This window comes from Aminobacter sp. BA135, assembly GCF_050859125.1.
Classification (GTDB): domain Bacteria; phylum Pseudomonadota; class Alphaproteobacteria; order Rhizobiales; family Rhizobiaceae; genus Aminobacter; species Aminobacter ciceronei.
Genome location: NZ_CP139572.1, coordinates 2,686,157 through 2,710,854, shown reverse-complemented (window position 1 = coordinate 2,710,854; position 24,698 = coordinate 2,686,157). Strand labels below are relative to the sequence as shown.

General features: G+C 63.7%; 25 protein-coding genes, 1 other RNA gene and 1 pseudogene. 10 read left to right on the top strand and 17 right to left on the bottom strand.

All coding sequences use genetic code 11. The annotated features are described in order from the left end of the window. Positions 1–31 precede the first annotated feature (31 nt). Positions 32–847: an alpha/beta fold hydrolase gene (locus SLT36_RS13120; RefSeq protein ID WP_432287994.1), complete on the top strand. Its 816-nt coding sequence runs from the start codon at positions 32–34 to the stop codon at positions 845–847. A 157-nt stretch (positions 848–1,004) separates the two neighbouring features. Here SLT36_RS13120 and SLT36_RS13115 read toward each other — a convergent pair whose 3' ends face one another. Next, positions 1,005–1,796 carry a GGDEF domain-containing protein gene (locus tag SLT36_RS13115; RefSeq protein ID WP_263006645.1) on the bottom strand — a complete coding sequence of 264 codons (792 nt, stop codon included), beginning with the start codon at positions 1,794–1,796 and terminating at the stop codon, positions 1,005–1,007. 46 nt (positions 1,797–1,842) lie between these two features. Continuing rightward, the gene (gene miaA / locus SLT36_RS13110) at positions 1,843–2,820 is read right to left on the bottom strand and encodes a tRNA (adenosine(37)-N6)-dimethylallyltransferase MiaA (protein WP_432288320.1); all 978 of its coding nucleotides are present in this window, start codon (positions 2,818–2,820) and stop codon (positions 1,843–1,845) included. Between miaA and serB the strand changes: the two genes are divergently transcribed. Together serB and SLT36_RS13100 are read left to right on the top strand one after the other, a co-directional pair. Next, complete coding sequence (gene serB / locus SLT36_RS13105; RefSeq protein ID WP_432287992.1) at positions 2,810–3,697, top strand: phosphoserine phosphatase SerB; 888 nt, start codon at positions 2,810–2,812, stop codon at positions 3,695–3,697. The two genes, miaA and serB, sit on opposite strands and share 11 nt — an antisense overlap. Further along, positions 3,694–4,266, top strand: a complete 573-nt coding sequence (locus SLT36_RS13100; RefSeq protein WP_432287990.1) for a GNAT family N-acetyltransferase — start codon at positions 3,694–3,696, stop codon at positions 4,264–4,266. Before serB ends, SLT36_RS13100 begins: the two co-directional genes overlap by 4 nt. Positions 4,267–4,310: 44 nt before the next feature. Here SLT36_RS13100 and SLT36_RS13095 read toward each other — a convergent pair whose 3' ends face one another. The 9 genes from SLT36_RS13095 to SLT36_RS13055 all read right to left on the bottom strand — a co-directional run bounded on the left by SLT36_RS13095 (position 4,311) and on the right by SLT36_RS13055 (position 11,748). Next, positions 4,311–5,837 carry a DegQ family serine endoprotease gene (locus SLT36_RS13095; protein WP_432287989.1) on the bottom strand — a complete coding sequence of 509 codons (1,527 nt, stop codon included), beginning with the start codon at positions 5,835–5,837 and terminating at the stop codon, positions 4,311–4,313. A gap of 124 nt (positions 5,838–5,961) precedes the next feature. Further along, positions 5,962–6,147 (bottom strand): DUF2065 domain-containing protein, encoded by a 186-nt coding sequence (locus tag SLT36_RS13090; RefSeq protein ID WP_432287987.1) that lies wholly within the window; start codon positions 6,145–6,147, stop codon positions 5,962–5,964. Between the two features lie 3 nt (positions 6,148–6,150). After that, positions 6,151–7,089, bottom strand: a complete 939-nt coding sequence (gene hflC / locus SLT36_RS13085; RefSeq protein ID WP_432287985.1) for a protease modulator HflC — start codon at positions 7,087–7,089, stop codon at positions 6,151–6,153. Then, a complete protein-coding gene (gene hflK, locus SLT36_RS13080) occupies positions 7,089–8,192 on the bottom strand; it encodes an FtsH protease activity modulator HflK (protein ID WP_432287984.1) in 1,104 nt (367 codons plus the stop codon). Before hflK ends, hflC begins: the two co-directional genes overlap by 1 nt. 149 nt (positions 8,193–8,341) lie before the next feature. Continuing rightward, positions 8,342–8,863, bottom strand: coding sequence for a dihydrofolate reductase (locus SLT36_RS13075; RefSeq protein WP_432287982.1), 522 nt, complete (start codon positions 8,861–8,863; stop codon positions 8,342–8,344). Positions 8,864–8,903: 40 nt separating this feature from the next. Then, on the bottom strand, positions 8,904–9,923 hold the full coding sequence (locus tag SLT36_RS13070) for a DUF4424 domain-containing protein (protein ID WP_432287980.1): 1,020 nt from the start codon (positions 9,921–9,923) through the stop codon (positions 8,904–8,906). A gap of 10 nt (positions 9,924–9,933) precedes the next feature. Then, entirely contained in the window at positions 9,934–10,728 is a 795-nt protein-coding gene (locus SLT36_RS13065) for a thymidylate synthase (RefSeq protein WP_432287978.1), read from the bottom strand. Between the two features lie 102 nt (positions 10,729–10,830). Then, complete coding sequence (locus SLT36_RS13060) at positions 10,831–11,205, bottom strand: YHS domain-containing (seleno)protein (RefSeq protein ID WP_432287976.1); 375 nt, start codon at positions 11,203–11,205, stop codon at positions 10,831–10,833. 231 nt (positions 11,206–11,436) lie between these two features. Continuing rightward, complete coding sequence (locus tag SLT36_RS13055) at positions 11,437–11,748, bottom strand: DUF2853 family protein (protein WP_432287974.1); 312 nt, start codon at positions 11,746–11,748, stop codon at positions 11,437–11,439. Between the two features lie 182 nt (positions 11,749–11,930). On the opposite strand from SLT36_RS13055, the gene ssrA reads away from it, so the two are divergent. Further along, positions 11,931–12,291: a transfer-messenger RNA gene (gene ssrA / locus SLT36_RS13050) on the top strand. Positions 12,292–12,478: 187 nt separating this feature from the next. Continuing rightward, positions 12,479–13,030, top strand: a complete 552-nt coding sequence (locus SLT36_RS13045; RefSeq protein ID WP_432287973.1) for an AAA family ATPase — start codon at positions 12,479–12,481, stop codon at positions 13,028–13,030. Between the two features lie 4 nt (positions 13,031–13,034). Here the strand turns inward: SLT36_RS13045 and SLT36_RS13040 are convergent, their stop codons facing one another. Then, complete coding sequence (locus SLT36_RS13040; protein WP_432287971.1) at positions 13,035–14,180, bottom strand: diguanylate cyclase domain-containing protein; 1,146 nt, start codon at positions 14,178–14,180, stop codon at positions 13,035–13,037. 170 nt (positions 14,181–14,350) lie between these two features. Then, entirely contained in the window at positions 14,351–15,559 is a 1,209-nt protein-coding gene (locus SLT36_RS13035; RefSeq protein WP_432287970.1) for a multidrug effflux MFS transporter, read from the bottom strand. 169 nt (positions 15,560–15,728) lie between these two features. Here SLT36_RS13035 and SLT36_RS13030 point away from each other — a divergent pair, with 169 nt between their 5' ends. The 5 genes and pseudogenes from SLT36_RS13030 to SLT36_RS13010 form a co-directional block, all read left to right on the top strand. Continuing rightward, entirely contained in the window at positions 15,729–16,382 is a 654-nt protein-coding gene (locus SLT36_RS13030) for a TetR/AcrR family transcriptional regulator (RefSeq protein WP_154386666.1), read from the top strand. Positions 16,383–16,534: 152 nt separating this feature from the next. Beyond that, positions 16,535–17,074 carry an SspB family protein gene (locus SLT36_RS13025; RefSeq protein ID WP_432287968.1) on the top strand — a complete coding sequence of 180 codons (540 nt, stop codon included), beginning with the start codon at positions 16,535–16,537 and terminating at the stop codon, positions 17,072–17,074. A 15-nt stretch (positions 17,075–17,089) separates the two neighbouring features. Beyond that, positions 17,090–17,287 (top strand): DUF4169 family protein, encoded by a 198-nt coding sequence (locus SLT36_RS13020; RefSeq protein ID WP_432287966.1) that lies wholly within the window; start codon positions 17,090–17,092, stop codon positions 17,285–17,287. Next, entirely contained in the window at positions 17,284–17,511 is a 228-nt protein-coding gene (locus SLT36_RS13015) for a ribbon-helix-helix domain-containing protein (RefSeq protein WP_432287964.1), read from the top strand. Before SLT36_RS13020 ends, SLT36_RS13015 begins: the two co-directional genes overlap by 4 nt. Then, positions 17,508–17,552 (top strand): annotated as a pseudogene (locus tag SLT36_RS13010) (hypothetical protein); the annotation flags it as partial. The gene SLT36_RS13015 and the pseudogene SLT36_RS13010, both read left to right, overlap by 4 nt. Positions 17,553–17,662: 110 nt before the next feature. Here SLT36_RS13010 and SLT36_RS13005 read toward each other — a convergent pair. The 4 genes from SLT36_RS13005 to SLT36_RS12990 all read right to left on the bottom strand — a co-directional run bounded on the left by SLT36_RS13005 (position 17,663) and on the right by SLT36_RS12990 (position 24,608). Further along, a complete protein-coding gene (locus tag SLT36_RS13005; protein ID WP_432287962.1) occupies positions 17,663–21,613 on the bottom strand; it encodes an AsmA family protein in 3,951 nt (1,316 codons plus the stop codon). A 312-nt stretch (positions 21,614–21,925) separates the two neighbouring features. Beyond that, on the bottom strand, positions 21,926–22,450 hold the full coding sequence (locus SLT36_RS13000; RefSeq protein ID WP_432287960.1) for a hypothetical protein: 525 nt from the start codon (positions 22,448–22,450) through the stop codon (positions 21,926–21,928). A gap of 113 nt (positions 22,451–22,563) precedes the next feature. Further along, the gene (locus SLT36_RS12995; protein ID WP_432287959.1) at positions 22,564–23,016 is read right to left on the bottom strand and encodes a GNAT family N-acetyltransferase; all 453 of its coding nucleotides are present in this window, start codon (positions 23,014–23,016) and stop codon (positions 22,564–22,566) included. A gap of 161 nt (positions 23,017–23,177) precedes the next feature. Then, entirely contained in the window at positions 23,178–24,608 is a 1,431-nt protein-coding gene (locus tag SLT36_RS12990) for an FAD-binding oxidoreductase (RefSeq protein WP_432287958.1), read from the bottom strand. Positions 24,609–24,698: the final 90 nt, after the last annotated feature.

Below are 24,698 nucleotides of genomic sequence, written 5' to 3'. Positions count from 1 at the left end.
ATGAGAGCCGGCATACGGTGGAGAAAAGCGCATGGCCGAATGGACGCTTTCCGAATCGGTCTCGACCAGCGCCGGCCGTATCAGCGCCGGCCGCGCCGGCGATGGCCCCGACCTCGTGCTCGCACATGGCTGGCCCTGGTCGTCTTTTTCCTGGCACCGGGTCATCCCTGATCTGGCGCGGCGATACCGGGTGCACTGGTACGACATGCCAGGCTACGGGCAATCGGACAAGGCCGCCACGCAGCGGACTTCGCTCGATGTCCAGGGTGAGATTTTCGCCGAGATGCTTGCCCACTGGCAACTCGTGCGCCCCTCGGTCATTGCCCACGACTTCGGTGGTGCCACCACCTTGCGAGCGCACCTTCTGCTTGGCTGCGACTACGACCGCTACGTCCTGATGAACGTTGTGGCGATGCGCCCCTGGGGCTCGGCATTCTTCGATCACATGGGCAAGCACGTCGAGGCCTTCCAGGGTCTGCCCACCCACATCCACCGGGCGCTTGTGGAGGCCTACATCAGGGGCGCCCTGGTCGGCACGGTCGCAGATGACGACCTCTTCGGCCTGGTCGAGCCATGGCTGACGGACGACGGATCTGCCAGCTTTTACAGGCAGTTTGCCCAGGCCGACGAGCGTTACACGGCGGAGATCGAGCCCCTGTTCGGGAAGCTGCGCTGCCCGGTGAAGATCATCTGGGGGGAGGACGATCCCTGGATCCCGCTTGAGCGGGCGAAGGCCCTGCACGCGCTTATGCCGCAGGCAGGTTTCGAAACGATTCCCTCTGTCGGCCACATGCCACAGTTGGAAGCGCCCAAACGTTTCTTGGCCAGCCTGGAGGGCTTTCTCTAACGGCTCCGCAGTGCCTATTGCTATCGGGGAATTCGTCAGGCCGTGCCGAATGGCGTGGGTTTCGAGAACCGGAGCGGAGCGGACACCAAGTCCGTGAGCACGGGAAGCGGAGAAAACCGCGTCAGGCGGCCGGCATCACGAATTCAGCGATAGGAATTCACGCGCAGACGCGGTTGCGGCCCTGCCGCTTGGCTTCGTAGAGTTGTTTGTCGGCGCGGCGATAGAACTCTTCGGCGGTTTCCTCGCGGTCCCACAAGGCGAGGCCGAAGCTTGAGGTGACGTTGAGATGCGCGCCGCCCGCCTCGATCGCCATGCCGGCGATCGCCTTGCGCATACGCTCGGCGAAGCGCTGCAGAAGCTCGATGTCCATGTTGGGCGCGACGATGGCGAATTCCTCGCCGCCCAGCCGCGCCACCACGTCGTGATATCTCGTCATGCTCTTGAGGCATTTGGCGACAGAGCGCAGAACCTCGTCGCCGGCGTCGTGCCCATAGGTGTCGTTGACCTGCTTGAAGTGGTCGAGATCAAGGATCATCAGCCCGACAGGCCTGTCGATGCGGCGAAACTCGCCGAGATATTCCCGCAATGCATCGTCGAAATAGCGCCGGTTCTGCATGCCTGTCAGACCGTCGGTGAGTGCCGCCTGTTCAAGCGTGCGCGACCGCTCGCTCAGCGACGCCGTCATCTGGCGCAGCTCGCCGCCTTCCTTCACCTGCGTGCGGATCTGCGGAAAAATGAAGAACACGCCGTAGACAAGCGTACCGCTCAAAAGCAGTGCGATCATGAACAGCAGCCGCTCGACGGCCTCGACGCTCTGCACCCAGCCGGGCGTGTAAAGCGCTTCCGCTGCCCCCTGCATCTGGCCCCAGGCGTAGAAAATCCCCAGCGCTGCCGACAAAATCAGCGCACTGAAGATGAAAAACGCGGTTTCAGCCCGGTGAAAGCGCATGATGATCCTAGTGGAACCCCTGCGGGGGTTATGTCATGGCTGCGCCTTACGGACGGTTAATCCCTGCCGCCACTTCCGATGCATCGGCGCCTCCGGACGTCCGTCCGGCCTCGCCGCCGATGCGTTGCCACTCCGGCCCGAACTGGTTGCGGAACCACGTCGATTGCCGCTTCGAATATTGGCGCGTGGCGATCTTGGCACGTTCGATCGCCTCGTCGAAGCTCATCTCGCCGGCCATGGCCGCCGCCAGTTCGCGCACACCGATCGCCTTCATCGCCGGCAGCTCGGGCGCAAGCCGCATCGCGATGATTTCCTTGACCTCGTCCAGCGCACCGCCCTCGATCATCCTGTCGAAACGCTGGTCGATGCGCTTGATCAGAAGGTCGCGTTCCGGCGCGATGACGATGAAGCGCGCCGTGGCGAGGTCGATCAGCGGATGGCCCTTGTCGGCCTGCCATTTCAGGATCGAGCGGCCCGACGCCTCCAGCACCTCCAGCGCGCGCACGATCCGCTGGCCGTCGCTGGCTTTCAGCCGCATCGCCACCTCGCTGTCGACGTGCATCAGCACGCGATGCAGCCGCGGCGCGCCTTCCTCGTTGAGGCGCCAGCGCCAGCGATCCCTGATCTCGGCTGGGATTTCGGGCATCTCCGAAATACCCTCGGCGAGCCCCCGAAAATAAAGCCCGGTGCCGCCGACGAACACAGGCGGCTTTTCGGCAAACAGTCCGCTGTCGGCCAGCACGGCGACGTCGCGCAGCCAGTTGCCGGTCGAATAGGCCGTCGCCGGCGAGACATGGCCGTAGAGGAAGTGGCGCACGCGTGTCAGATCGTCGGCGCTCGGGCGCGCCGTCAGCATGTCGAGCACGCCATAGACCTGCATCGAATCGGCATTGACGATGACGCCGCCGTCACGCTCGGCGAGTTCGAGCGCCAACGCCGACTTGCCGCTGGCGGTCGGCCCGGCTATCAGGGTCGCGTTCTTGATGCGCCCCTCGCTAGTCCCGGAATTTTTGATGCCGCTGATCGCCACGCTGATTTCCCATCCGGACCGCGCTCTGCTGGCTCCGTCCCTTGCCGATAAGGCCTCTCGCGCCCTGGGCGCAAGCGCCATTGTGTGGCTGGCCGAGGCCGTTGCCTGCGACATCGCCCTGCCAGCGGGACTTTCGGCCGACGATGCCCATGCGTCGCTTGCCGCCGCCCTCACCGGCGAAGCCATCGATTTTGCCATCCAGGACAACGCGACACGTAGGAAAAAGATCCTCATCGCCGACATGGATTCGACGATGATCGAGCAGGAATGCATCGACGAGCTCGCCGACGAGATCGGCGTCAAGGATCGTGTCGCCGACATCACCGCGCGCTCGATGAATGGCGAGATCGCCTTCGAGCCGGCGCTGCGCGAGCGTGTCGCGCTGCTTGCCGGTCTCGACGCCGCAGTCATCGACCGGATCATCGACACCAGGCTGACACTCACCTCCGGCGGCAAGACGCTGGTCGCCACCATGAAGGCGCATGGTGCCTATGCCGCCCTCGTCTCCGGCGGCTTCGACGTCTTCACCTCGCGCATCGCCGCCAAGCTCGGCTTCGACGAAAACCGCGCCAACCACCTGATCGAGGCCGACGGCAAGCTCACCGGAAAGGTTTCCGAGCCGATCCTCGGCCGCGCCGCCAAGGCCGTTGCGCTCAACGAGATTTCCACCCGCCTCGGCCTCACCCCGACCGACGCGATGGCCGTCGGCGATGGCGCCAACGATCTCGACATGATCCGCCTCGCCGGCTCGGGCGTTGCTCTTCATGCCAAGCCGTCGGTGGCCGCCCAAGCCAAGATCCGCATCGACAATTCCGATCTCACCGCCCTGCTCTACCTCCAGGGCTACAGCGCGCGCGAATTCGCGCGATGAAGGAGATTCGCACTGAGCGTCTGATCCTGCGCAACTGGGAAGAGCGCGACCGTGCCCTCTTCCACCGCATCAACTCCGACGACTTGGTGATGGAGTTCTTCGGCATGCGCCGCAGCCGCGCAGAGAGCGACGGGTTGCTGGACAAGCTGTGCGCCGGCATCGACAGCGACGGCTTTGGCTTCGCCGCCGCCGAAATTGCCGGAACAGGCGAATGCATCGGCTTCGTCGGCCTGCTGCGCACCGACCTCGAACCGTTCATCCCCAAGGGCACGCTCGAAATCGGCTGGCGTCTTGCACCAGAGTTCTGGGGCAAGGGCTATGTCACCGAGGCGGCGAAAGCCTGGCTCGCTTTTGCTTTCGAGGCGATCGGCGACGATGAAGTCGTCTCCTTCGCCGTCTGGAACAACAGTCGCTCGACGGCGGTCATGCAGCGCCTCGGAATGCGGGCCGATCCGTCGCGCAATTTCGACCACCCGCGCGTTCCCGACGCCCATCCTGAGCTCAAGCGCCACGTCTTCTACAGCCTCAAGCGGAACCAGTGGCAAGAACGGAAAAAGGCGGCCAACTAGCCGCCTTCTCCTTGTCTTTCAGGGGTTTGCCTGAATCTCCTGACTCAATCCATCCGGATCGTCACGAAGCGCAGTTCACCCGTCTTGGACGCCAGCATCAGCAGCGCGTTCTTGCGCCCCTGCTCCTTGAGCGCAGCGATCCGGTCGGTCACTTCCTTCGGCGTCGACACCGATTCCTGCGCGATCTCGGTGATCACCTCGCCGGCGACGATTCCGCGCTCTGCGGCGGCTGAATCCTTGGCAACGGCAGTGACCACAGCGCCTGACACCTCGGCAGCGATGCCGAACTTGGCACGCGCGTCGCTGTCGAGTTCGCCGATGGTCATGCCGAGCACGCTTGCCGTGGCGACCTCGGCACCCTTGTCGGCGCCCTCTTCCGGCTTGGCGGCCTCGCCTTCAGCCAGCTTCTCACCGTCCTCGAGCCGCCCGAGCGTCACCTTGACGGTCTGCTCGACGCCCTTGCGCACGATCACCACGTCAACGGCCTTGCCGACGGGGCTTTCAGCGACGACGCGCGGCAGGTCGCGCATTTCGACGACGTCCCTGCCGTCGAACTTGATCACCACGTCGCCGGGCAGGATCTGGCCCTTGTCGACCGGCCCCCCCTTGATGATGCCGGCAATCAGCGCGCCCTTGGCGGTGGCCATGCCGAGGCTCTCGGCAATGTCGTCAGTGACAGGCTGGATGCGCACGCCGAGCCAGCCGCGGCGGGTTTCTCCGAACTCGGCGAGCTGGTTGACCACGCCGACCGCGATCTCGGCCGGGATCGAGAAACCGATGCCGATCGAACCGCCCGAGGGCGAGATGATCGCCGTGTTGATGCCGATGACCTCGCCATCCATGTTGAACAGCGGCCCACCCGAATTGCCGCGGTTGATCGCGGCGTCGGTCTGGATGAAGTCGTCATAGGGACCGGAATTGATGTCGCGGTTGCGCGCCGAGATGATGCCGACGGTGACGGTGCCGCCAAGCCCGAACGGGTTACCGATCGCCATCACCCAGTCGCCGATGCGCATCTTGTCGGAATCGCCGAACTTCACTGCCGTCAGCTTCTTGGCCTTGGGGTCGATCTTCAGCACCGCGATATCGGTCTTGGTGTCGGTACCGACCAGCTCCGCCTTCAGCTTCGAGCCGTCGGAGAAATTGACCTCGATCTCGTCGGCATCGGCGATGACGTGGTTGTTGGTGACGACAATGCCCTTTTCGGCATCGATGACGAAGCCGGAGCCGAGCGACTGCACCTTCTGCGAGCCGCCATTGTTCTGGCCTTCGCGGTTCTTGAAGAACTCGTCGAAGAAATCCTGGAACGGCGAGCCCTCGGGGAGTTGCGGCATCGGAACCGCGTTCTCGTCCTCGCCGCCCTCGCTGCCTCCACTGCCCTTGACGGTCTGCGATGTCGAAATGTTGACGACTGCGCCCAGCAGCCCTTCGGCCAGGTCGGCAACAGACTCCGGTCCTTTGGCCATTGCAGGCGTGACGAAGGAGGGTACGACCGTGGCACCGATCATCAGCGCCGTGGTGGCGGCCAGAGAGGCCTTTCGCATGGCGCGCAAAAGGGGCATGGAAATCATAGGGGAAGCCTCCCGGGGCTGTCATGGCATTGATCGCGCCGGGCCGTCCGAACGCGAAGCGTCATGATGGAAACAAATAAGGCCTGTTTGCGACCATTGCTACGGGCACGAAATAAATCGTCCGTTATCCCCTGACCAGCCAGACGATGCCGACACCGATGCCGAGGGCGGCAAGACCGATTGTCCGGAGCACGGCCTCAGGCATATCGGCCGCCTGCGCAGCCATCCTCTTGGCCGCGGCTGGGAAGCCGCCATAGACCAGGCCCTCGATGACGAGGACCAGGCCCATGGCGACGATAAAGTCCCGCACTGCTTAGTTGCTGGCGGCGGGAGCGGCAGCACCGGCGGCAGGCGCCGGCGTAGCCTTTGCGGCACCGCCTTCGGGGCCGCGGAAGTAGCGGAAGAACTCCGATTCCGGCGATAGTACCATGGTTGTGCCATCGGCGTTCAGAGCCGTGCCGTATGCGCTCATCGACCGGTAGAAGTCGAAGAACTCGGGATCGCGGTTGTAGGCGTCGGCAAACACCGCCGAGCGTTCAGCTTCGCCTTCACCGCGCAGGATTTCCGATTCCTTCTGCGCTTCGGCGACGATCTCGACCACTTCGCGGTCGGCGCGGGCGCGGATGCGCTGTGCCGCTTCGCGGCCGCGTGCCCTCAGCCTTTCGGCCTCGGCCAGACGTTCCGCCTTCATGCGGTCGAAGGTCTGCTGCGACACTTCCTGGGTGAGATCCGTACGGCGGATGCGGACATCCTGGATTTCAAGGCCAAGCGACGTTGCATCAGGCTGCAGCTGGTCGCGAACCTCGCGCATCATCGCCGCGCGCTCTTCCGAGAGCGCGGATTCGAAACCACGCACACCGTAGACCCGGCGCAGGGCCGCGTCGAAGCGGGTGCGCAGGCGCTGCTCGGCCAGTTCCACGCTGCCCGACACCGTCGAGCGGAACTTGCGGGCATCGTTGATGCGATAGGCGATGAAGGCATCGACGTCGTAGAACTTGCCACCAGAAACCTGGACGCGGATGTCGTCGAGGTCGAGGCGCAGCACGCGGTCTTCGATGACCTGGACGTTGTCGGCCTCGAACATCGAGAACGGCGCCTTGAAGTAGATGCCCGGCTCGGTCTTGACGTCGACGATCTCGCCGAAGCGCAGCACGATCGCCTGCTGGCGTTCGTTGACGACGAAGATCGACGACCAGATCAGGAACAGGATGATTGCGGCGAGAACGCCGATGATGGGAAGACGATTGGACATTAGTTGCCTCCCGCCGCCGGAGCGCGCTTCTGCAGTTCAGGCAGCGGCAGATAGGGCACAACACCCTGGCCGTTGCCTTGCTCGACGATCACCTTGCCGGAGCCCTGAAGCACCTTTTCCATCGTTTCGAGATAGAGGCGCTTGCGGGTCACGTCGGGCGCCTTGGCATATTCGTCATAGACCGAGATGAAGCGCTGTGCCTCACCCTGGGCTTCCTGCACGACACGGTTCTTGTAGGCGGCAGCGTCTTCGCGGATCTGCGCCGCCTCGCCTCGCGCCTGGCCGAGCTTCTGGTTCGAATACTGGTTGGACTCCTCGACGAAGCGGTCTTCGTCCTGCTCGGCGCGCTGCACCTCGTCGAACGCGTCGGCCACTTCACGCGGCGGGGCTGCGTCCTCGATCGAGATCGCGTTGACGGCCAGGCCCGCGCCATACTGGTCGAGAGTCGCCTGGATGATGTCGCGCACGCCCGCGGCAATGCCCTGGCGGTCGTCGCGGAAGATGTCCTGCGCCGGACGGCGGCCGACGACTTCGCGCATCGCGCTCTCGGCAATCTGGCGAACCATGATGTCGGGCTCGGAAACCTTGAACAGATAGGCCTGGGGATCCGAAACCTGGTAGGCGACGGAGAACTTGACGTCGACGATGTTCTGGTCGCCCGAAAGCATCAGGCCGGAAGACGTGCTGCCGCGGACTTCGCCGATATTGACCAGCTTTTCAGCCGTGTTGACCTTCTCGACGGTCTCGATCGGCCACCAGTGGAAATGCAGGCCGGGCTGCGACAATTCCTGCTTGGGCTTGCCGAAACGCAGTTCAACCGCCAGCTCATCGGGCTGCACGGTGTAGACCGACTGAAACGCCAGGAAAGCGACAAGGCCAGCGCCGATAAGGCCGAACAGCACGCCGGTCGAGCCACCGCCACCGGGCAGCGCGCGCTTCAGCTTGTCCTGGCCCCGGCGAATAATGTCCTCGAGATCGGGAGGCGAACCTTGCGGCCCGCTTGGACGTGGTCCCTGCCCCCAGGGGCCGCCGCCGCCATTATTGCCGCCGCCGCCACCCCAAGGGCCACCGCCGCCGCCTCCACTTTGATTGTTCCAGGGCATGAATGTCCTTTCGACTACGAAACCATGGCAGCCACGCCTGAGACGGCCGCACAATTACTGACACCATCTATAGGGATGCGGGCAAGCGCTTTCAACGCGATGCCCTTGAAGTGCCTCGGATTCCACTACAAATGTATGAAATCACACCATCAATGCACGCCGTGGCGCTTTTCGTAAACGGTATAGCGTGTCGCATGGCTGTCTTTTTCGCCGGCGGGAAAATCTTCGGCGTGTGCAACCGCCCAGATCTCCGGATCGATATCGGGAAAGCGCGTGTCGCCGTCGGGAGACGCCATGACATGGGTAACATGCAGCCGGTCGGCGAGCGGCAGCGCCTGGCGGTAGATCTCACCCCCCCCGATGACGCAGATTTCGGTGACGCCAGGCATGCAGCGACCCTTGGCAGTGCCAAGCGTGATGGCGTCTTCCAGCGAATGCACCACCTCCGCACCCTCGGCGCGAAACGCCTTGTCGCGGGTAACGATGATGTTCAGCCGTCCCGGCAGAGGACGCTTGGGGAAACTTTCCCAGGTCTTGCGCCCCATGATGATCGGTTTGCCCATCGTGTCTGCTTTGAAGCGCTTGAGGTCGCTCGACAACCGCCACGGCAAGCCGCTGTCGCGGCCGATGACACCGTTTTCGGCTATCGCCACGTAGATCGCAACTTCCATCGGACGCCCTTCCCACTCAGGCGAATCTGCGCCCGGTCGCTTATCGTGGGCTATCGTAGGGCTGCAGGATCAGAATTTCGATATCGCGCTCGGGATAAAAATCGGTGGCGGTCATCTCGAAGGTGGTCAACCCCACCTTCTTCACGCCAGCGCCACAGAAGCTGACAATGTTGGCTGGATCGCCCTTGTCGATGGTCAGCTTGAACTTGCCTATCGTGCCCAATGCCCAGTTGCCGCCCGTGGTGAGCACATAGGACAGCCAGGTTTCTGTATAGGGTGGGAACCCGTCACCGGAATTCTTGGCCGCCTTCTCGACAGCGCGTTCAAAACCTTCGTCCAGGCAGTATTTGCGCTTGTAGCCGTCGTATTGCCCCTGGAACTTGCCGTCCGTGTAGAAGCTGACGCCAGCCGTGCCGCCAACGCTCGGCTTGTAGCTGTGCGCGACCTTCACCGGCTTGCCCGCCGGGAAGCTTGCCCTCCACCAATAAGTCGAGCGCAGCTGCCACAAAGGCTCGCGCACGCTCTTCATGCCCGAACCGTCGTCATACTCGTTGAGTGTGATCAGGCCGCGATTTTGCCAGTCGGCCGCCACTTCCGACGACAGCTTCTCCAACGCCTTCAAGGTCGCGTCGCCGAACGGAAAATAAGGTACGCCGTTGGCGTCCAGCTCCTTGCCGATATCCAGCCCCACGGCAAAAGCCGAATGCTGCAACTCCGGCTTCACCTCCTGACCGTCGATCGATACCGAGAAGCCGAGGAAATTGTCGGACGCATCCACCGGAATGTCGACATTGGCGTAGGGACTGCCCGCGATGTCGGGCATCGGAAACGCCACCAGCGTCTCGACATCCATGTCCGAATTGTTGCGGAACACGTAGTCGACCGTCACCTTCTCCGGGGAGATGAACAGATCCTCGCTTTCCATAGCGATCTGGTCGCTGCGACCGATGATCAACCCGCCGGCGCCAAGCTGCGCCGTCGTGTCGTTGGCGAATGCGGGAGCAGACATCGCCGACATGCCGGCAACGCTCAGGGCGATCAGTCCGTCACGGCGTACCATCCGGTAGCCCTCACACCGCGATCGGCGCGCGGATGGCGGCGTCGGCGACGTAGTTCTCGAGCCTGAAATCCTCGAAGCGGAAGGCAAACAGGTCCTTCACCTCGGGATTGATCCACATCGTCGGCAGCGTCTTCGGGCTACGCGTCAGTTGCTCGCGCGCCTGGTCGAAATGGTTGTGGTAGATGTGTGCGTCACCCAGCGTGTGGACGAAGTCGCCCGGTTTCAGCCCGGTCACCTGCGCCACCATCATCGTCAGCAGCGCATAGGAGGCGATATTGAACGGCACGCCGAGGAAGATGTCGGCCGAGCGCTGGTAGAGTTGGCATGACAGTTTGCCGTCGGAAACATAGAACTGGAACAGGCAGTGGCACGGCGGCAGCGCCATGGCATCGACCTCTTCCGGGTTCCAGGCCGAGACGATCAGCCGGCGCGAATTGGGGTTCTTGCGGATCTGGTTGAGCAAAAGTGCGATCTGGTCGATCTCGTCGCCGTCGCGCGTCGGCCACGACCGCCACTGCTTGCCATAGACCGGGCCGAGATCGCCATTCTCGTCGGCCCACTCGTCCCAGATCGAGACCCCGTTGTCCTTGAGATACTTGATGTTGGTGTCGCCGGCGAGAAACCACAAAAGCTCGTGGATGATCGACTTCAGATGCAGCTTCTTGGTGGTGACAACAGGAAAGCCGTGCGCCAGGTCGAACCGCATCTGATGGCCGAAGACCGAGCGCGTGCCGGTGCCGGTACGGTCGCCGCGGTCGCTGCCGTTTTCAAGGACATGGCTGAGAAGGTCGAGATACTGGCGCATGAAGGACGTCCGGTCGGATTGGCGAGATTCGCTGGCCGCAAGCGTAGCCCATTCCGCTGCCCCGGCAAACGCCGGGACACGCGGCTGGCCGCTCGTCCAATCCTATTTCAGCACCCCGGGCCAGTTCCTCTCAGCCTTTGCAATGTTGCCCTCGACATCCTGCCGCCACAACGAGCGAACGCTCTTGGAGTAGTTGAGGTAAAGCTTGTCGCCCACCACTGTCCAGGCATTCGGGTCTGAGGAAGCGGTTGCACCCTGGCTGACGGCATAGGCGCAATAGCCGCCATATTGCGGCAGGTATCGAGCCGGAGACCGCAAGAACGTCCCCCGGTTGGCGGCACTGGCGAAGCGATAGGTGATGCCGTCATGCACCGCGACATGCGCAGGCAACCCCTTGGTCGCCTTGCCGGCGGTGAAATAAGCGACCACGTCATAGCCGCCCGCGCCGACACCGGGCGGTTTACCGGTGTAAACCATAGCCTGTTTCGCTCGCGCGACGCCCGGTCCGAGGGCCCCGCTCACGGCGAGCGACAGAAACATTGCGGTCAGAATGAGACGGCGTCTGTCCATCGCCGGTTTCCCTCGACGAGCCACCGCTATCATAGCAGCCCGCGGCCCCATCTGCAGCGCGCCTCGCTACACAATCAGGTGATCCGGTCAGGGTCAGGCTAATGATTGGCCAGCAGATGGACTTGCCGGAAAGACAGCTCAGAGCGCGCCGAGTTTGCCCAGTTCCTTGGCCACAAGGTAATAGAAGGTGACGCGGTTCTTGGTGTTGTCGGCCGACATGGCCTTGCAGACCTTTTCCAGCGCGCCGTCCGCCTTCTTCGCATCCTCGACGCCGAGCTTCTTGGCAATCCAGCCGGCTTTGACGCGATCGAGTTCCTTGGGGTCGGTGCACGAGACAAGCGAAGAGTCGCGGTTGCGGAGCGCGATGCCCAAGTGCTTGACGATCTTGGTCACCACCTCTTCCTTGGCGCCGGCGTCGTACTTCTTCACGTCTGCAAGATAGTCGGTCATGTGAATTCCCCTCGTCGACGATTGATCTCATCTCCCGCAGGGGCCCGGCTTAGACCGGTCCAGGTACTTCACGGACATCCCCAGCGGGCCGAAGCTTCGGTTCGCGCATCGCGCGAGTCAACCCTGCCTATTCGCGTGGCCTCATAAATCTGTTGCGAATGGCTGTTAGGACTTGCCGTTCTTGCCTTCCATTTCTCTTCCGGCCTCCCTATATTGGGGGCGTCAGCTTGACTGACTATGGCGATAAACTGCCGATGAAATAAGCCATTCGGACCCGGGGGCGGTACCCGGCGCCTCCACCAAAAGTCGTCGCACAGTCGAACGACGGTTTTTGCTGGGGGCGAAATAGGATCGACGAGGGTGTAAAGATCGGACTTTTGCCCGGCATTGTACCACCGTTATCGGGCTAAACTTGTAGTTGCAAACGACAACTATGCGGAAGCACGTCTCGCAGCGTAAGCTGTGCGATGGCTTCAAATTAAGCCCTAGAGGTTCGCACTTCTAGGCGGGGTTCGGAGGTACCTGGCAACAGAAACCTCCACTTCTCTTCCCCCAAAATCTCCCAAGATCAAAATCTCCTAAGACATTGTCATCGCCGGCCAATGCCGGTTTGCCGTTGCCTGTTTTTTGCCGGTGCGCCGCGCGTACTGACGGGTGCCCGAGACGCGCTCCGGCCGACCCCCGCAGCGTCGGCCTGCCATGGCCGGTCCCGTTCCATCCGGAGACCTACATGCCTCGCAACTCCAACCGCTTCTTCGTGCTCACCGGCGGCCCCGGATCGGGCAAGACGACCTTGATCGAACGCCTTGCCGCAGCCGGCCACGCCACTTCGGTCGAAGCCGGTCGCAGCATCATCCGCGACCAGGCCGCAATATCCGGCACCGCCCTGCCCTGGCATGACCGCGCGCTGTTCGCCGAGCTCATGCTGTCATGGGAAATGCGCTCGCATACCATCGCCGAGGCTACGCCCGGCCCGGCGTTCTTCGATCGGGGCGTCCCCGATGTCATTGGTTATCTCAGGCTCGTCGGCCTGCCGGTACCGATCCATATCGAACAGGCGGCCCGGGAATTTCGCTACAACCGCAAGGTGTTCGTCCTGCCGCACTGGCCCGAGATCTTCACCCAGGACAACGAGCGCAGGCAGGACGAGGACGAGGCGCGGCGCACCCATGCCAGCATGGTCGCGACCTACGCTGCCTGCGGCTATGATCTTGTCGAGATCCCCACGGCACCGGTCGAAGACCGTCTCGCCTTCATTCTCGAAAACGTCCGTCAGGCCTGACGAATCACGCCGCGTGCGGCAGTTGCAGCCCTTCAGCGAAGGTGCGGTTGCGGCCTGCCCGCTTGGCGGCATAAAGCACTTTGTCGGCGCGGCCGATAGCGTCCCAGAGGCCCTCTCCGGCATGCAGCTTGGCGATGCCGAAGCTGCAGGTCACCGCAAAATCGTCGGGCATGCCGGCAAATCGCACATTCGCGATCTCCCGGCGCAGCATCTCGACCAGGCCGAAGGCATCGTCCACCGGCGCATCCTTCAACACGATGACGAATTCCTCGCCGCCGGTGCGTGCCGCGATGTCGCCCGCCCTGAGTTTCGACTTGATGACCCTGGCAAGGCTCGACAGCACGACATCGCCGCCGGCATGGCCGAAGCTGTCGTTGATCGACTTGAATCGGTCGATGTCGCAGGCAACGATGCTCAACGGCTTGCTCACGCCCATGGCGAACAGGCGCTGGGTCCTGCCCTGCAAGCCGCGGCGGTTGAGCAGCCCGGTCATAGGATCGCTGTCGCGCTCCGCCTTCAGCGCCAGAATGACGTCGGCACAGGCGACGACCACCAACGCGAGCCCCATCGCCACGCCCAGCACCGACATGGCAAACTGCGCCCAGACCCAGAAGGCGGACTTGAAGAAGGCATCGACATCGCGGCTCGGCACCGTACCGCCCGTCAGCAAGGTACGGCCGACAAAGGTCGCTCCCAGGCCCAGCAGCAGCCACAGCATGCCCCGGTCGACGACATTGCCGCGCACGAGATGCCTGAGCTTCCATGCACCGCTCAGCAAAATGCCGCCCATGCCGAAATTGAGGGCATAGACGCGGACGGCGAGATCGTTGTGGACGTAATAGAAGAAGCTCAGGATGGCGACGATGCCGCCGAACCACAGCGCTTGCTCGGCCCGTGCCATCGATTTGCCCGAGCGCTTCAGCACGCCCTGCACAAGGAAGAGCGGCGCCGCCGAATAGAGTACCGCGCACGCAATGGTGTTGTAGCCGACGTCGGCCGGCCACAGCGCGAACTGGACGACGGTTGCGGCACTGATCGTCAGGAACGCCAGCGCAAACAGCAGCAAGTGCCTGTTTCGGCGATCGAGCAGCCAGATGCACAGGAACGTTGCCGCAAACAACAGCAACAGGACGGAAGGAATGAATTTCAAGATGTTTTGTCGCCTCGACGTCTCGGTTCTGCTTCCGGTGTCTTCGCAACGACTTACCGGCCGAGTGTAAACAAACGATATCGAGGCTTTGTGAAGCGACGGCGACAGCGCCTGACCGACGTCACGATGATGCGAAACGAGGCCGGGCGGCTGCCCGGCCTCGACAAAACTCACTCCGCCGGCGCGCCGACGGCCACTTCGCGCCTGCGACCGAGCGTCACCTGCGCCAGCGCGAAGGCGACGACGGCGGAGATGGTGATGCCGAACACCATCGGCAGCGGCGTTCCGTCGAAGAAGAGGCCAGCCACCGCCATGGCTACGGCGCCGGTGGCAAAGTGCAGCGTGCCCATCAGTGCGGATGCCGTTCCGGCGATTTCGCCATGCTCTTCCATCGCCAGCACCGAGGTCGTCGGGATGACGAGACCGAGGAAGCCGTAGCCGATGAACAGAAGCACGGCCAGGACGTCGAGGCGGTCGACGCCTGCGGCAAACACCGCGAGCAGAATGACCATCATCGTGGCGTAGCCTACCACTGCCACCCGCACCACCCGGTGCAGGCCGAAGCGTTCGGTCAGCAATCCGGTCAGCTGCGACATGCCGATGAAGGCCACCGCGTTGATCGAGAAGAACACGCTGTAGACCGACGGCGACAGGCCGTAATGGTCGATCAGGATGAAGGACGAATTGGCGAGATAGACGAAGAAGCTGGCAATGCCGAAGCCGCCGATGAAGGTCAGGCCGAGGAAGTTGCGGTCGCCGAGCAGGAAGCGGTAGCCGCTGAGCGCGCTGCCGACCGAGCTTTCGGCGCGATGCTCGACGGGGCGCGTTTCCTTGAGCGACGTCGACAACAGCACGATGGCAAGTACTGCAGCAGCGGTCACCACCCAGAATACGGCGCGCCAGCCAAAGCCTTCGATAACAAGCGAACCGGTCAGCGGCGCAAGGATGGGCGACACCGAAAACACCAGCATCAGCAATGACATGAGCCGCGCCGCGTCGGTGCCGGTATGCAGGTCACGCACGATGGCGCGCGGCACCACCATGCCGGCAGAGGCACCCAGGCCCTGGATGACGCGGAAGAAGATGAGCCATTCGATGTTGGGCGCTAGCGCCGCCCCCAGGCCGCCGATGGCAAACAACACCAGGCCGATATAGAGCGGCGCCTTGCGGCCGATCATGTCGGAGATCGGGCCGACGACGATCTGCGCCAGCCCCATGGCCAGGAAGAAGACGAGCAGGCTCATCTGCACGGCGGCAGTACCGGCATTGAGATCGGCGCCGATCGTCGGCAAAGCGGGAAGATACATGTCGATGGCGAACGGGCCGATGGCCGACAGAAGGCCGAGCACGACCGCTACGCGGAGAAATTGGGGTGTCATGATGTGGTTCTTTCGGATCGGGTTTCCGCCGTGAAGCCACGGCGACGTGTAATCCAAGGACGTTTGGCAACATGAGATTCCGACTCCTCCCGAACCGGCACCTCGCCATTGCGTCCAGTTTTTTAGACAGACTTGTCCAAATCGTCAATCACCTGTATATAAAAATTCCATGACACCTGCCATCGCTCCTGACATTGCGGTCAGCCGCAGCCACACCGCCAAGCGGCTCTCGATCCTCGACGCCGCTGCACGCGTCTTTTGCCGCGAGGGCTTCGCCGGCGCCAACATCGACCTCATCGCCGCCGAGGCCGGCGTGTCGCGCCAGACCGTCTACAACCACCATGGCGATAAGGAGAACCTGCTCGTCGCGGTAGTCCGGGAAATCACCGAACGCATCAATGCTGGTGTGTTCGAAACTCTGGCCACCTTCCCCGACAAGCCAATCGACCTCGAGGCCGAGCTCGTCGAGTTCGCCGTGCGGCTCAACCAGAACTGCATGTGCAACCGTGATGGCAAATTCCTGCGCAAGCTGCTGCAGACCGAAGGCGAGCGTTATCCCGAATTGTTTGCCGGCTGGCGTGAACATGGCCCGGCCAAGACCTGGGCGGCCCTTGCCGCGCGATTCGCCCGCCTCGCCTTGTCAGGCTGGCTCGATCTCGACGATCCCGATGTCGCAGCGCGCCAGTTCCTGGCGCTGGTCAATGCCGATCTGCAGATGGCGCTGATCTTCGGCGACACAGTCTCGGAAGAACAACTGCGCACAGCAGCAAGCAATGCCGTGCGCTGTTTCCTGCGCGCCTACGGCAAGCCGCGCCCGGTCTGATTCCTAGGGAATGGACGGCCGTCCGGACCTGCGGCAGGCATCGTGGCGCCTGCTCGAATCCCAAACATTCCATACCTCGTTATATCCGGTTTACGCCGGCCAAAAGCTTGATTACAGGTAGGGAGACGATTCAATCGGACCCGCATCTACATATGGCCGAAGACCAGATCCGCTACGACATTCTCGCCCAGGAGGCACTGCGTGGGGTCATGCGCAAGGTCCTGGCGGAAGTCGCGCGCACCGGCCTGCCGGGCAACCACCACTTCTTCATCACCTTCATGACCGGCGCTCCGGGCGTGCGCATCTCCTCGCGCCTGCATGAACGTTATCCCGAACAGATGACGATCGTCATCCAGTTCCAGTATTGGGACCTCAAGGTCACCGACACTGGCTTCGAGGTCGGCCTGTCCTTCTCGGATGTTCCGGAGAAGCTCGAAATCCCCTTCTCTGCCGTGCGCGGCTTCTACGATCCCTCGGTCAACTTCGAACTCGAATTCGAGGTCAAGGCCGAAGCAGCTGCAGCCCCCGAAGAGGTTGCCGCCAAGCCGGAGCCGATCGCGGTGGTCAAGCCTGCCGAGCGCAAGCCTGCAGCCAAAAAGAAAGCCGACGCGACTGAGAAGGAAGCCGTCGAAGAGCCCGCTCACGGCAAGGGTGCGGATGTCGTATCGCTCGACGCGTTCCGCAAGAAGTAGCCAGGGCGAGGTCGCATGGCCGACATCGTCAATCTTCGCCAGTTCAAGAAACAGAAGGCGCGGACCGAGCGCGAGACGCTTGCCGACCGCAATCGCGCCCTGCACGGTCGCACCAAGGCCGAAAAACAGCGCGACCAACTGACCTCGGAGCGCGCCGACAAATTCGTCGACGACCATCGCCGCGAGCGCGATCCCGAGAAATCCGACCGGTGAGCCTTGTCGAAAAGCGTTCGGTGACGATCCGCGGCCACCGCACCAGCTATTCGCTCGAAAAGCCGTTCTACGACGACCTCTTGGCCATATCGGCGGCGCGCGACATGACGCTGGCCGCCCTCGTCGCCGAAGTCGACGCCCAGCGCCCGCGCGAGGCAAACCTTTCCTCCGCGCTCAGGCTGTTCGTGCTGGAGCAAGCCAAGCGCGGCGTGAGACAGACCTGAGGCGCGTCGTCTCCATCCGCCTCGATCCCGATGTCATTGCCCAGTCAAAGGCCACTGCCAAAGGCTGGAGCACAGGCATCAACGAGGTTCTGAAAAAGGCAGAGGGCGGGCTGGCGCGACAGCGCCACCACATCGGGCCAGCATCGCCTGCCTATTGGCTCTGCAGCGACTTGAAGAAATCGTCGAGACTGAGCGGTTCGAGCTTTTTCTTCACTGGCGCTTCGGCGGGCGGCGTGGGTGCCGGCACGGCGTCGACTGGTGCATCCATCGGCCGGACGTCCGGCAACGGCGCCCGCTCGATCTCAGCCGCTGGTTTGGGCTTGACCGCCTCAGCATCGAGCCTCGCCTTCTCCTCGGCCTCGTGCCGCAGCTTTTCTTCCGCTGCCTGGCGTGCCTTCTCAGCTTCCTGGCGCGCCGTTTCCTTGTCCGCTTCGGCTTTGGCCTTCGCGGCAGCTTCCGCGGCGCGTTTTTCTTCTTCGGCGCGCAAGCGTTCCGCTTCCGCCTTTGCCTTGGCTTCCTCTTCGGCTTTCAGCCTTTCGGCCTCGGCTTTCGCCTTGGCCTCTTCCTCGGCCCGGATCCGGGCCTCCTCGGCCAGCCGCGCCTCTTCGGCGATACGCTCGCGCTCGGCCTGGAGTGCTGCGAAATACCGCGTCTCGCGTCGCAGCCGCTGCTTTTCCAGAAGCACCGCCTGCATCGCCTCGACGCGGGCCTGTTCCTTTTCCAGGGCGCGCTGGGTCAGGAACTGCGCCATCGGCGCGCTGTCGAACAGCTTCACCGTTGCACCCGGCTCGCCGTCGATCTGGAAGTTCATCGCCGGCTCCGAGCCGACCAGTTGCTCCTTGCCGGGCGCATAGGTGATCGAGCCATTGGCCGAGATCACACCGGCGTTGAGGTCGGTGCGCAAATCGGCGTTCAGCATGGCAGCCGGGTTTTTCAACGTCAGTGGCGGCGCCCGCAGGATGCCGCCGGCAACGGTAAACGCGATGTCCGCCTTCCCGGCGGTAAAACTGCCCTGGCCGGCCAGGTCAGGCGCGAATTCTGCGACGCGCGCCGCATTGATATCGCGGCCAAGCGCGTCGGCCTTGGCGATCAGCGCGGCAAACGCGTCGGGGTTGAAGCCGGGCAGGACGAGCCCGTCAATATCGGCCGTGCCCGACCCGGCCAGCGAGGCGACAAGGCCCTCGACCGATTTGCCGCTGCCTGACAGCGTCGCCGAAAAATTGCCCTTGCCGCCGATCTCGCTGGCCACCGGGACCGCAGCGACATCGGCGCCGTCGAGCTTCAGCTGGCCCGACACGAAGGCCGTGCCATCGTTGTTCTTGAGTTCGACAAGTCCGCCAAGGTCGCCGCCATACAGCTTGGCCTTGATGTTGGACAGCCTGAGCGCCTGGCTGTCGATCTGCAACGCCAGCACCGCATCATTGGCGGTCGCCAGCGGTTCGGCCAAAAGTGTGCCGGCGATGATTTCGAGGTCGGCGCTGAAGGGCGCAATCGGTTTCGGCGCGAATGCCGCCGTTGGCCACCCGCCGTTGCCGCTTTCCAGCGCCGCGACGCCCAGGGTCATTTCGGCGAACGGCCTGAGATCCAGTTCGTCAAGCGTCAGCGAACCGCTGAGATGCGGCAGCCCCTCGTTCAGCTCGGCCTTGAGATTGCCGACCACCGCACCCTGGTTGACGGTGCCGTCGAGCCTGTCGAGCGCAAGAACGCCCTGGGCAAGGCTGGCATCTGCGGCGAGTTCCACCTCGGTGCCGGTGCCCATGCCCGGCAGGCTCACGCCCGAGGTCATCAGCCACGGCTCCAGGTCGGCAGCCTGCAGCGTCGCCCGGCCCGTCAGGCTGGGCATACCGTCGCGCACCGCCACCGTGCCGGTGAAGCCGGCCGAAGAATCGTCACCTTTGAGGCTTGCGGTCACGTCGAGGCCATTCTGCACGGCACCTTTCGCGGCAATGGCTAGCTCACCCGGGCCGGTCACGCCGAGCGGCAGCACCGGCAGGCCGGCCAGCGCCAGCAGGCTGGTCGCATCCTCGTTGCGGGCGGAGAATTCGAGCTTCAGCTGCGAGCTGGCAAGCGCGCTCGATATCGCCTGCGCCGACAGCGTCGCCAGAAGATCAGAGCCGCCGGCTTCGCCTTGCCCGCTGAGCGCAATGCTCGTCGTCTTGTCGCCATTGTCGACGGCACTGGCGACGAAGTCGATGCGCGCGTCAGCCAGCAGGCCGGGATAGGCCGCAGCACGGGTTGCCAGCTCGTTCAGCAGCCGGTTCTCGGGCGTCTGTCTAGCTGCCAGCGCGACCAGCGGCGCGAGGTCGACTGATATCACCGAGGCGTCGAGATTGCCGGTCGGCGCCTTGGGAAAATCCTTGATCCGCCCGGTGGCACTGAGCGAGGCGCCGGCCAGTCCGCCGACCGACAGCTTGTCGATTTCCAGCACGCCCTCGCGCAGCCTGAGCGCGGTATCGACGGTTTCGGCGCTGAGGCCGGCGAAATTCACCGGCCCGGCCTTCACCGCGAGATCCAGGTCGGCGTCGCTGAAGCGGTTGGCGCCCTGGTCGGTGACGAACAGTGATGCAAAGGCGCGCAACCCGTCGAGATCGAGCTCGCCGCCGTCGAGCTTCATCGTCATCGACGCCCTTGCATCGTCGGGAAGCATGCTGTCCAGCTCGCCGGTGAACTTGGCTTTGCCGAGGATCAGCTCGACGGCATCGAATGTCTGCTGCTCGCGGGTCAGCCTGACCTTGGCCTTGAAGCCCGCCGCCGGCAGCTTGCGCACCGCCTCATCGACGTCCTTGGCGACCCAGGCGGCGAAGCCCGAGGGCTGGCCCACGGCCAAGAGCATCTGGCCGTCGAAGCCGAGCGTGTTTTCGGTGCGCAGGAAACCGTCGGCCTCGAGTCGCGTGCGGCCGGGCAAGGTCGCAGCCAGCGACTTCAGCACCCAGCCGCCTTCGCCCGGCTGCGCCGACATCTTGACGTCGCGCACCGTGGTGTCGCCGGCGACGACCGCGGGCAGGTCGACGTCGACGGTGCCGGGGATCGTCGGCCGCGGCAAGTCGACCAGCACCTTTTCAAGCGCCGCCAGCCGTTCGGAAACTGAAAAGCCGGTGCCGGTCTGATCACCCCCAACCGCTTCGTCGAAACGCACCTGGGCGCCATTGGCCGTAATGGTGAAATGCGGGTTGGCGCCGAGATCGACCTCGGCCGTGCCTTCGGCGGTATAGGGATCCTCAAGTGGCCCGCTTTCGAAGCGGAACTCCTCGACGCCCAGTCGGGCATGGTCGAGCGCGAACTTGCCCTTCACCCGAAAGCCGGGTTCAACTGGTTTGACTGGCGCCTTCGGCTTTTCGCCGTCGGCCGTGGCCACGGGCTCAGGCTGCGCCTCGATCACGGTGAAGCCTCCGGCATAGAGGGCCTTGCCCTTGTCCATCGAGGCATTGCCGTCGCCTTCGATGACCATGCCGTAGCGATCGGGCGTCGCGCGTATCCTGAGCCGCATCTGTCCGGCCGGATCGACGGAGCCTGTCGACACCGAAAGCTGGGTTTTCAGCCCGTCGACGCGCAGCGAACCGTCGACGCGCCACGGCCCGGCGAGCGACTTTGCCGAGACCTCGGTGTTGATCTCCGACAACAGGTGGTCGCGCCCGCTGGCGGCGCGGCGCAGCCGCACCTGTCCCTCGGTGATGGTCAGCTTTTCGATCGAGATCTGCTTGGCGTCGAACGGCGCCGACGGACGGATCGCCCAGTCGACGACGCCGTCGGCGGCGACATCGATGATCGCCTTTGGCCGCACCAGCCGCATGTCGTAGATCAGGAATTCGCCGCTCAACAGCGGCGCAAGCTCGGCATCCATCGAAAACGTCTCGACGGTCATCGCATCATTGCCGCCGGCCCCGCCGCCGACGGTGACGTCCGAGAAGGTCACCGAGGGAAATGGCAGGATGCGCGCCGTCACCTCGCCCTGAACGGAAACCTTGCGGCCGAGTATTGCGCTGGCCTCGCGCTCGAAATCGGCCTTGTAGCCCGACCAGTCGATGAAATACGGCCCCACCAGCGCCGCACACAGCGCCAGCACGAAAAGTCCACCGAATATGACAAACAGGCGTGCGAGCATTGCCTCTGGGCAAATCTTTCATGCGTCCCAGGCGACTAAGCGCAGGAGCGTGGTCATTTGGTGGCATGTTGGGCTGTGCGCTGCAGCACGTCAACGCCGCGCGGCACCCTGTCCCGCGAAAAACGGTCGCGCCGCGTCATCACGGCATTCGTCGCCGGCCCTGCAAGCGGACCAACGAAGACGCGGAGATTCAGGTCAGGCCGAGCCGAAAATGGTGGAGACCGAGAACCGGAACGGAGCGTACATTCGGGTACGCGAGTACCGGAAGCGCAGGTGTCCGCCATTTGCAGGCCGGCCTGACCTGAATCTCCTCTATTTTGCGTCACGCTTGGCCTGGGCTACTGCCGCTGCCTTGCGCAGGCGTCCGCGTTCCATTGGCCTGACCAGGCTCTTGGCCTTGGCGTTGTCCACCGCCCGCATGCCAAGATGCGCCTGTCGGGTGTTGAAATCAGCGGCGCGGGCCGGCTTCTTTTCCTTGCTCAACGCCAGTGCGTGGCGCGCGTTCTCGACGAGATCGATGCGCGCCGCCAATTGCCGCCGCCGCTCATGTTCGCCGTTGAGCCGGCGCATGCTCATCGCCAGCACGCCGAGCTTTGCCTTGGTGCCGTGATCCTTGGTCGCCGGCTGCGCGCCTTTGGCGGCTGCCTTGCCGCGCATCTCGCGGCGCTTGCGGTTGGCTTCGCCCTGCGCCCGGTCGCGTCTTTCGCGCACCGACTTCAGCAGGTCGCGCAGTTCGGCATCCGAGAGATCCTGCACCACCGGGTGGTGCGAGTTCTGCACCAGCTTCCACTCGCCTTCGCTGAGGGCTCGTTCTTCCTGCTTCCTGGAAACAGCCATGTTCTGGTCCTCGCCTGTCACAGTCCGGTTGCCCAAGACCTAGGTAACAAGACCTAGGTAACAAGACCAGGGCAACCGGACTGTCCGCCCGAACCAGAGCGGGGTCAAGCCGGCTATGCCGGGCGGCGCATCCGGATCACCTCCTGCAACCGCCCGTCATCGTCGGCGTTGCGCCTCAGCGTTTCGACGAAGCCGAGCTTGCGGTAGAAGCCGACCGCCGTCTCGTTCTCGGCATAGACTTCAAGCTCGAGCGCGCCCTTCAGCGCCACGGCATGCAGCACCAGCGCCTTGCCGAGCCCATGGCCATGTGCTGCGGGATCGACGAACAGGCCGCCGATGAAGTCCTCGATCAGGCCGATGAAGCCGGCCGGCTCACCGTCGAGTTCGATCACCCAGTTCTCAGCCTGGGGCAGATAGATGTCGCGGACCCGGTCCTGCTGCTCCAAGAGGTCAGCCTCGGACATGAAGGGATGGCCGATGCGCGAAGCCTCGAGCCAGATATGAGCCAGCCGATCGCAATCGGCGGCGCAATAGGCGCGGATCGTCGCGCCATGAGCGTACATCATGGGAATATCCTTGGAATTTTCGTATCAGAGAAAGACGCATAAGCGTCTGTATTGGCCTTTCGGCCTCATCGGCACTGGGGCCGACGCTTCAGCGATGGAAGTCTCTACGCATAAAATTCCTGGTTGGACGGCGCCGCAGTAGCAGCACCGCCCACGCCACGTCAATGCCCTGTCGATTGTTCCGCCGCTGGTAACACCTTGCCGGGATTGAGAATATTCTGCGGGTCGAGTGCGGCCTTGATCGCCCGCATCACCTGCACGCCATGGCCGTGCTCGCGCTCCATCAGACCCATCTTGCCCTGGCCTATGCCATGCTCGCCGGTCGAGGTCCCGTCCATCGAAATCGCCCGCTCGGCCAGCCTCTTGACGAATTCCTCCGCCCTGCCGATGTCGGCGGGGTCGTTCGGATCCATCAGCACCAGCGTGTGGAAATTGCCGTCACCGACATGGCCGACGATCGGTGCGATCAGGCCCAGCCGCGCTATGTCGGCCTCTGTCTCGGCGATGCATTCGGCAAGCCGGGAGATCGGCACGCAGGCGTCCGTCGACAGCGCGCGGGCGCCCGGCCTGAGCGTCTGCGACGCCCAGTACGCATCATGGCGCGCCTTCCACAATTTCGCCCGCTCCTCGGCGACAGTGGTCCACAGGAACGGCCCGCCGCCATACTCCGTCGCAATCTCGCCAAAGCTCTCCGCCTGCTCGGCCACGCTGGCGTCGGAACCGTGAAATTCGAGAAACAGGCACGGGCTTTCGGGATAGCCGAGCTTGGAATAATTCTTCATCGCCCGCATCTGCAGCGCGTTGACCAGCTCGATCCGCGCCACCGGAATGCCCATCTGGATCGTCGTGATGACGGCCTGGCATGCCGCTTCGACGGTCGGGAACGGGCAGACCCCGCCCGAGATCGCCTGCGGAATGCCCTGCAGCCTGAGCGTCACTTCGGTGATGATGCCGAGCGTGCCTTCCGAACCGACGAGAAGCCGCGTCAGGTCGTAGCCGGCCGAACTCTTGCGCGCCCGATGCGAGGTCACGACCTCGCTGCCATCGGCCATGACAGCCCTGAGCGACAGCACGTTCTCGCGCATCGTGCCATAACGCACCGCGTTGGTGCCGGAGGCGCGGGTCGCCGCCATGCCGCCGAGGCTGGCGTTCGCCCCGGGATCGATCGGGAAAAACAGGCCAGTATCGCGCAGATAATTGTTCAGCGCCTCACGCGTCACACCCGCTTCGACGGTGCAGTCGAGATCGTCGGTATTGACCGACACGATCTTGTCCATGCGCGAGGTGTCGAGCGATATGCCGCCCGCCGGAGCGTTGACATGGCCTTCCAGCGAGGTGCCGGTGCCAAAGGCGATGACCGGCACCCGATGGGCGGCACAAACCCGCACCACCTCCTGCACGTCGGCGGTGCTTTCGGCAAACACCACGCCATCGGGCGCCTGGTTGGGCAAATAGGTGGTGGTGTGGCCATGTTGCTCGCGGATCGACTGGCCGGTCTGGAAGCGTTCGCCGAACTGCTGCTTGAGGATGCCCAGCGCCGCCGCGATCCCCGCCTCGTTCCGCGCCATCGCCTTCAGGTCGCTCAGAGCCATGTTTTCCTCCGCGTTTGGAACAGCCTGGCACCTTGCCGGCACCTTATGCTCCGGTAATCTGCCAGCCTTGTCAGTTTGTCCAGCGCCACC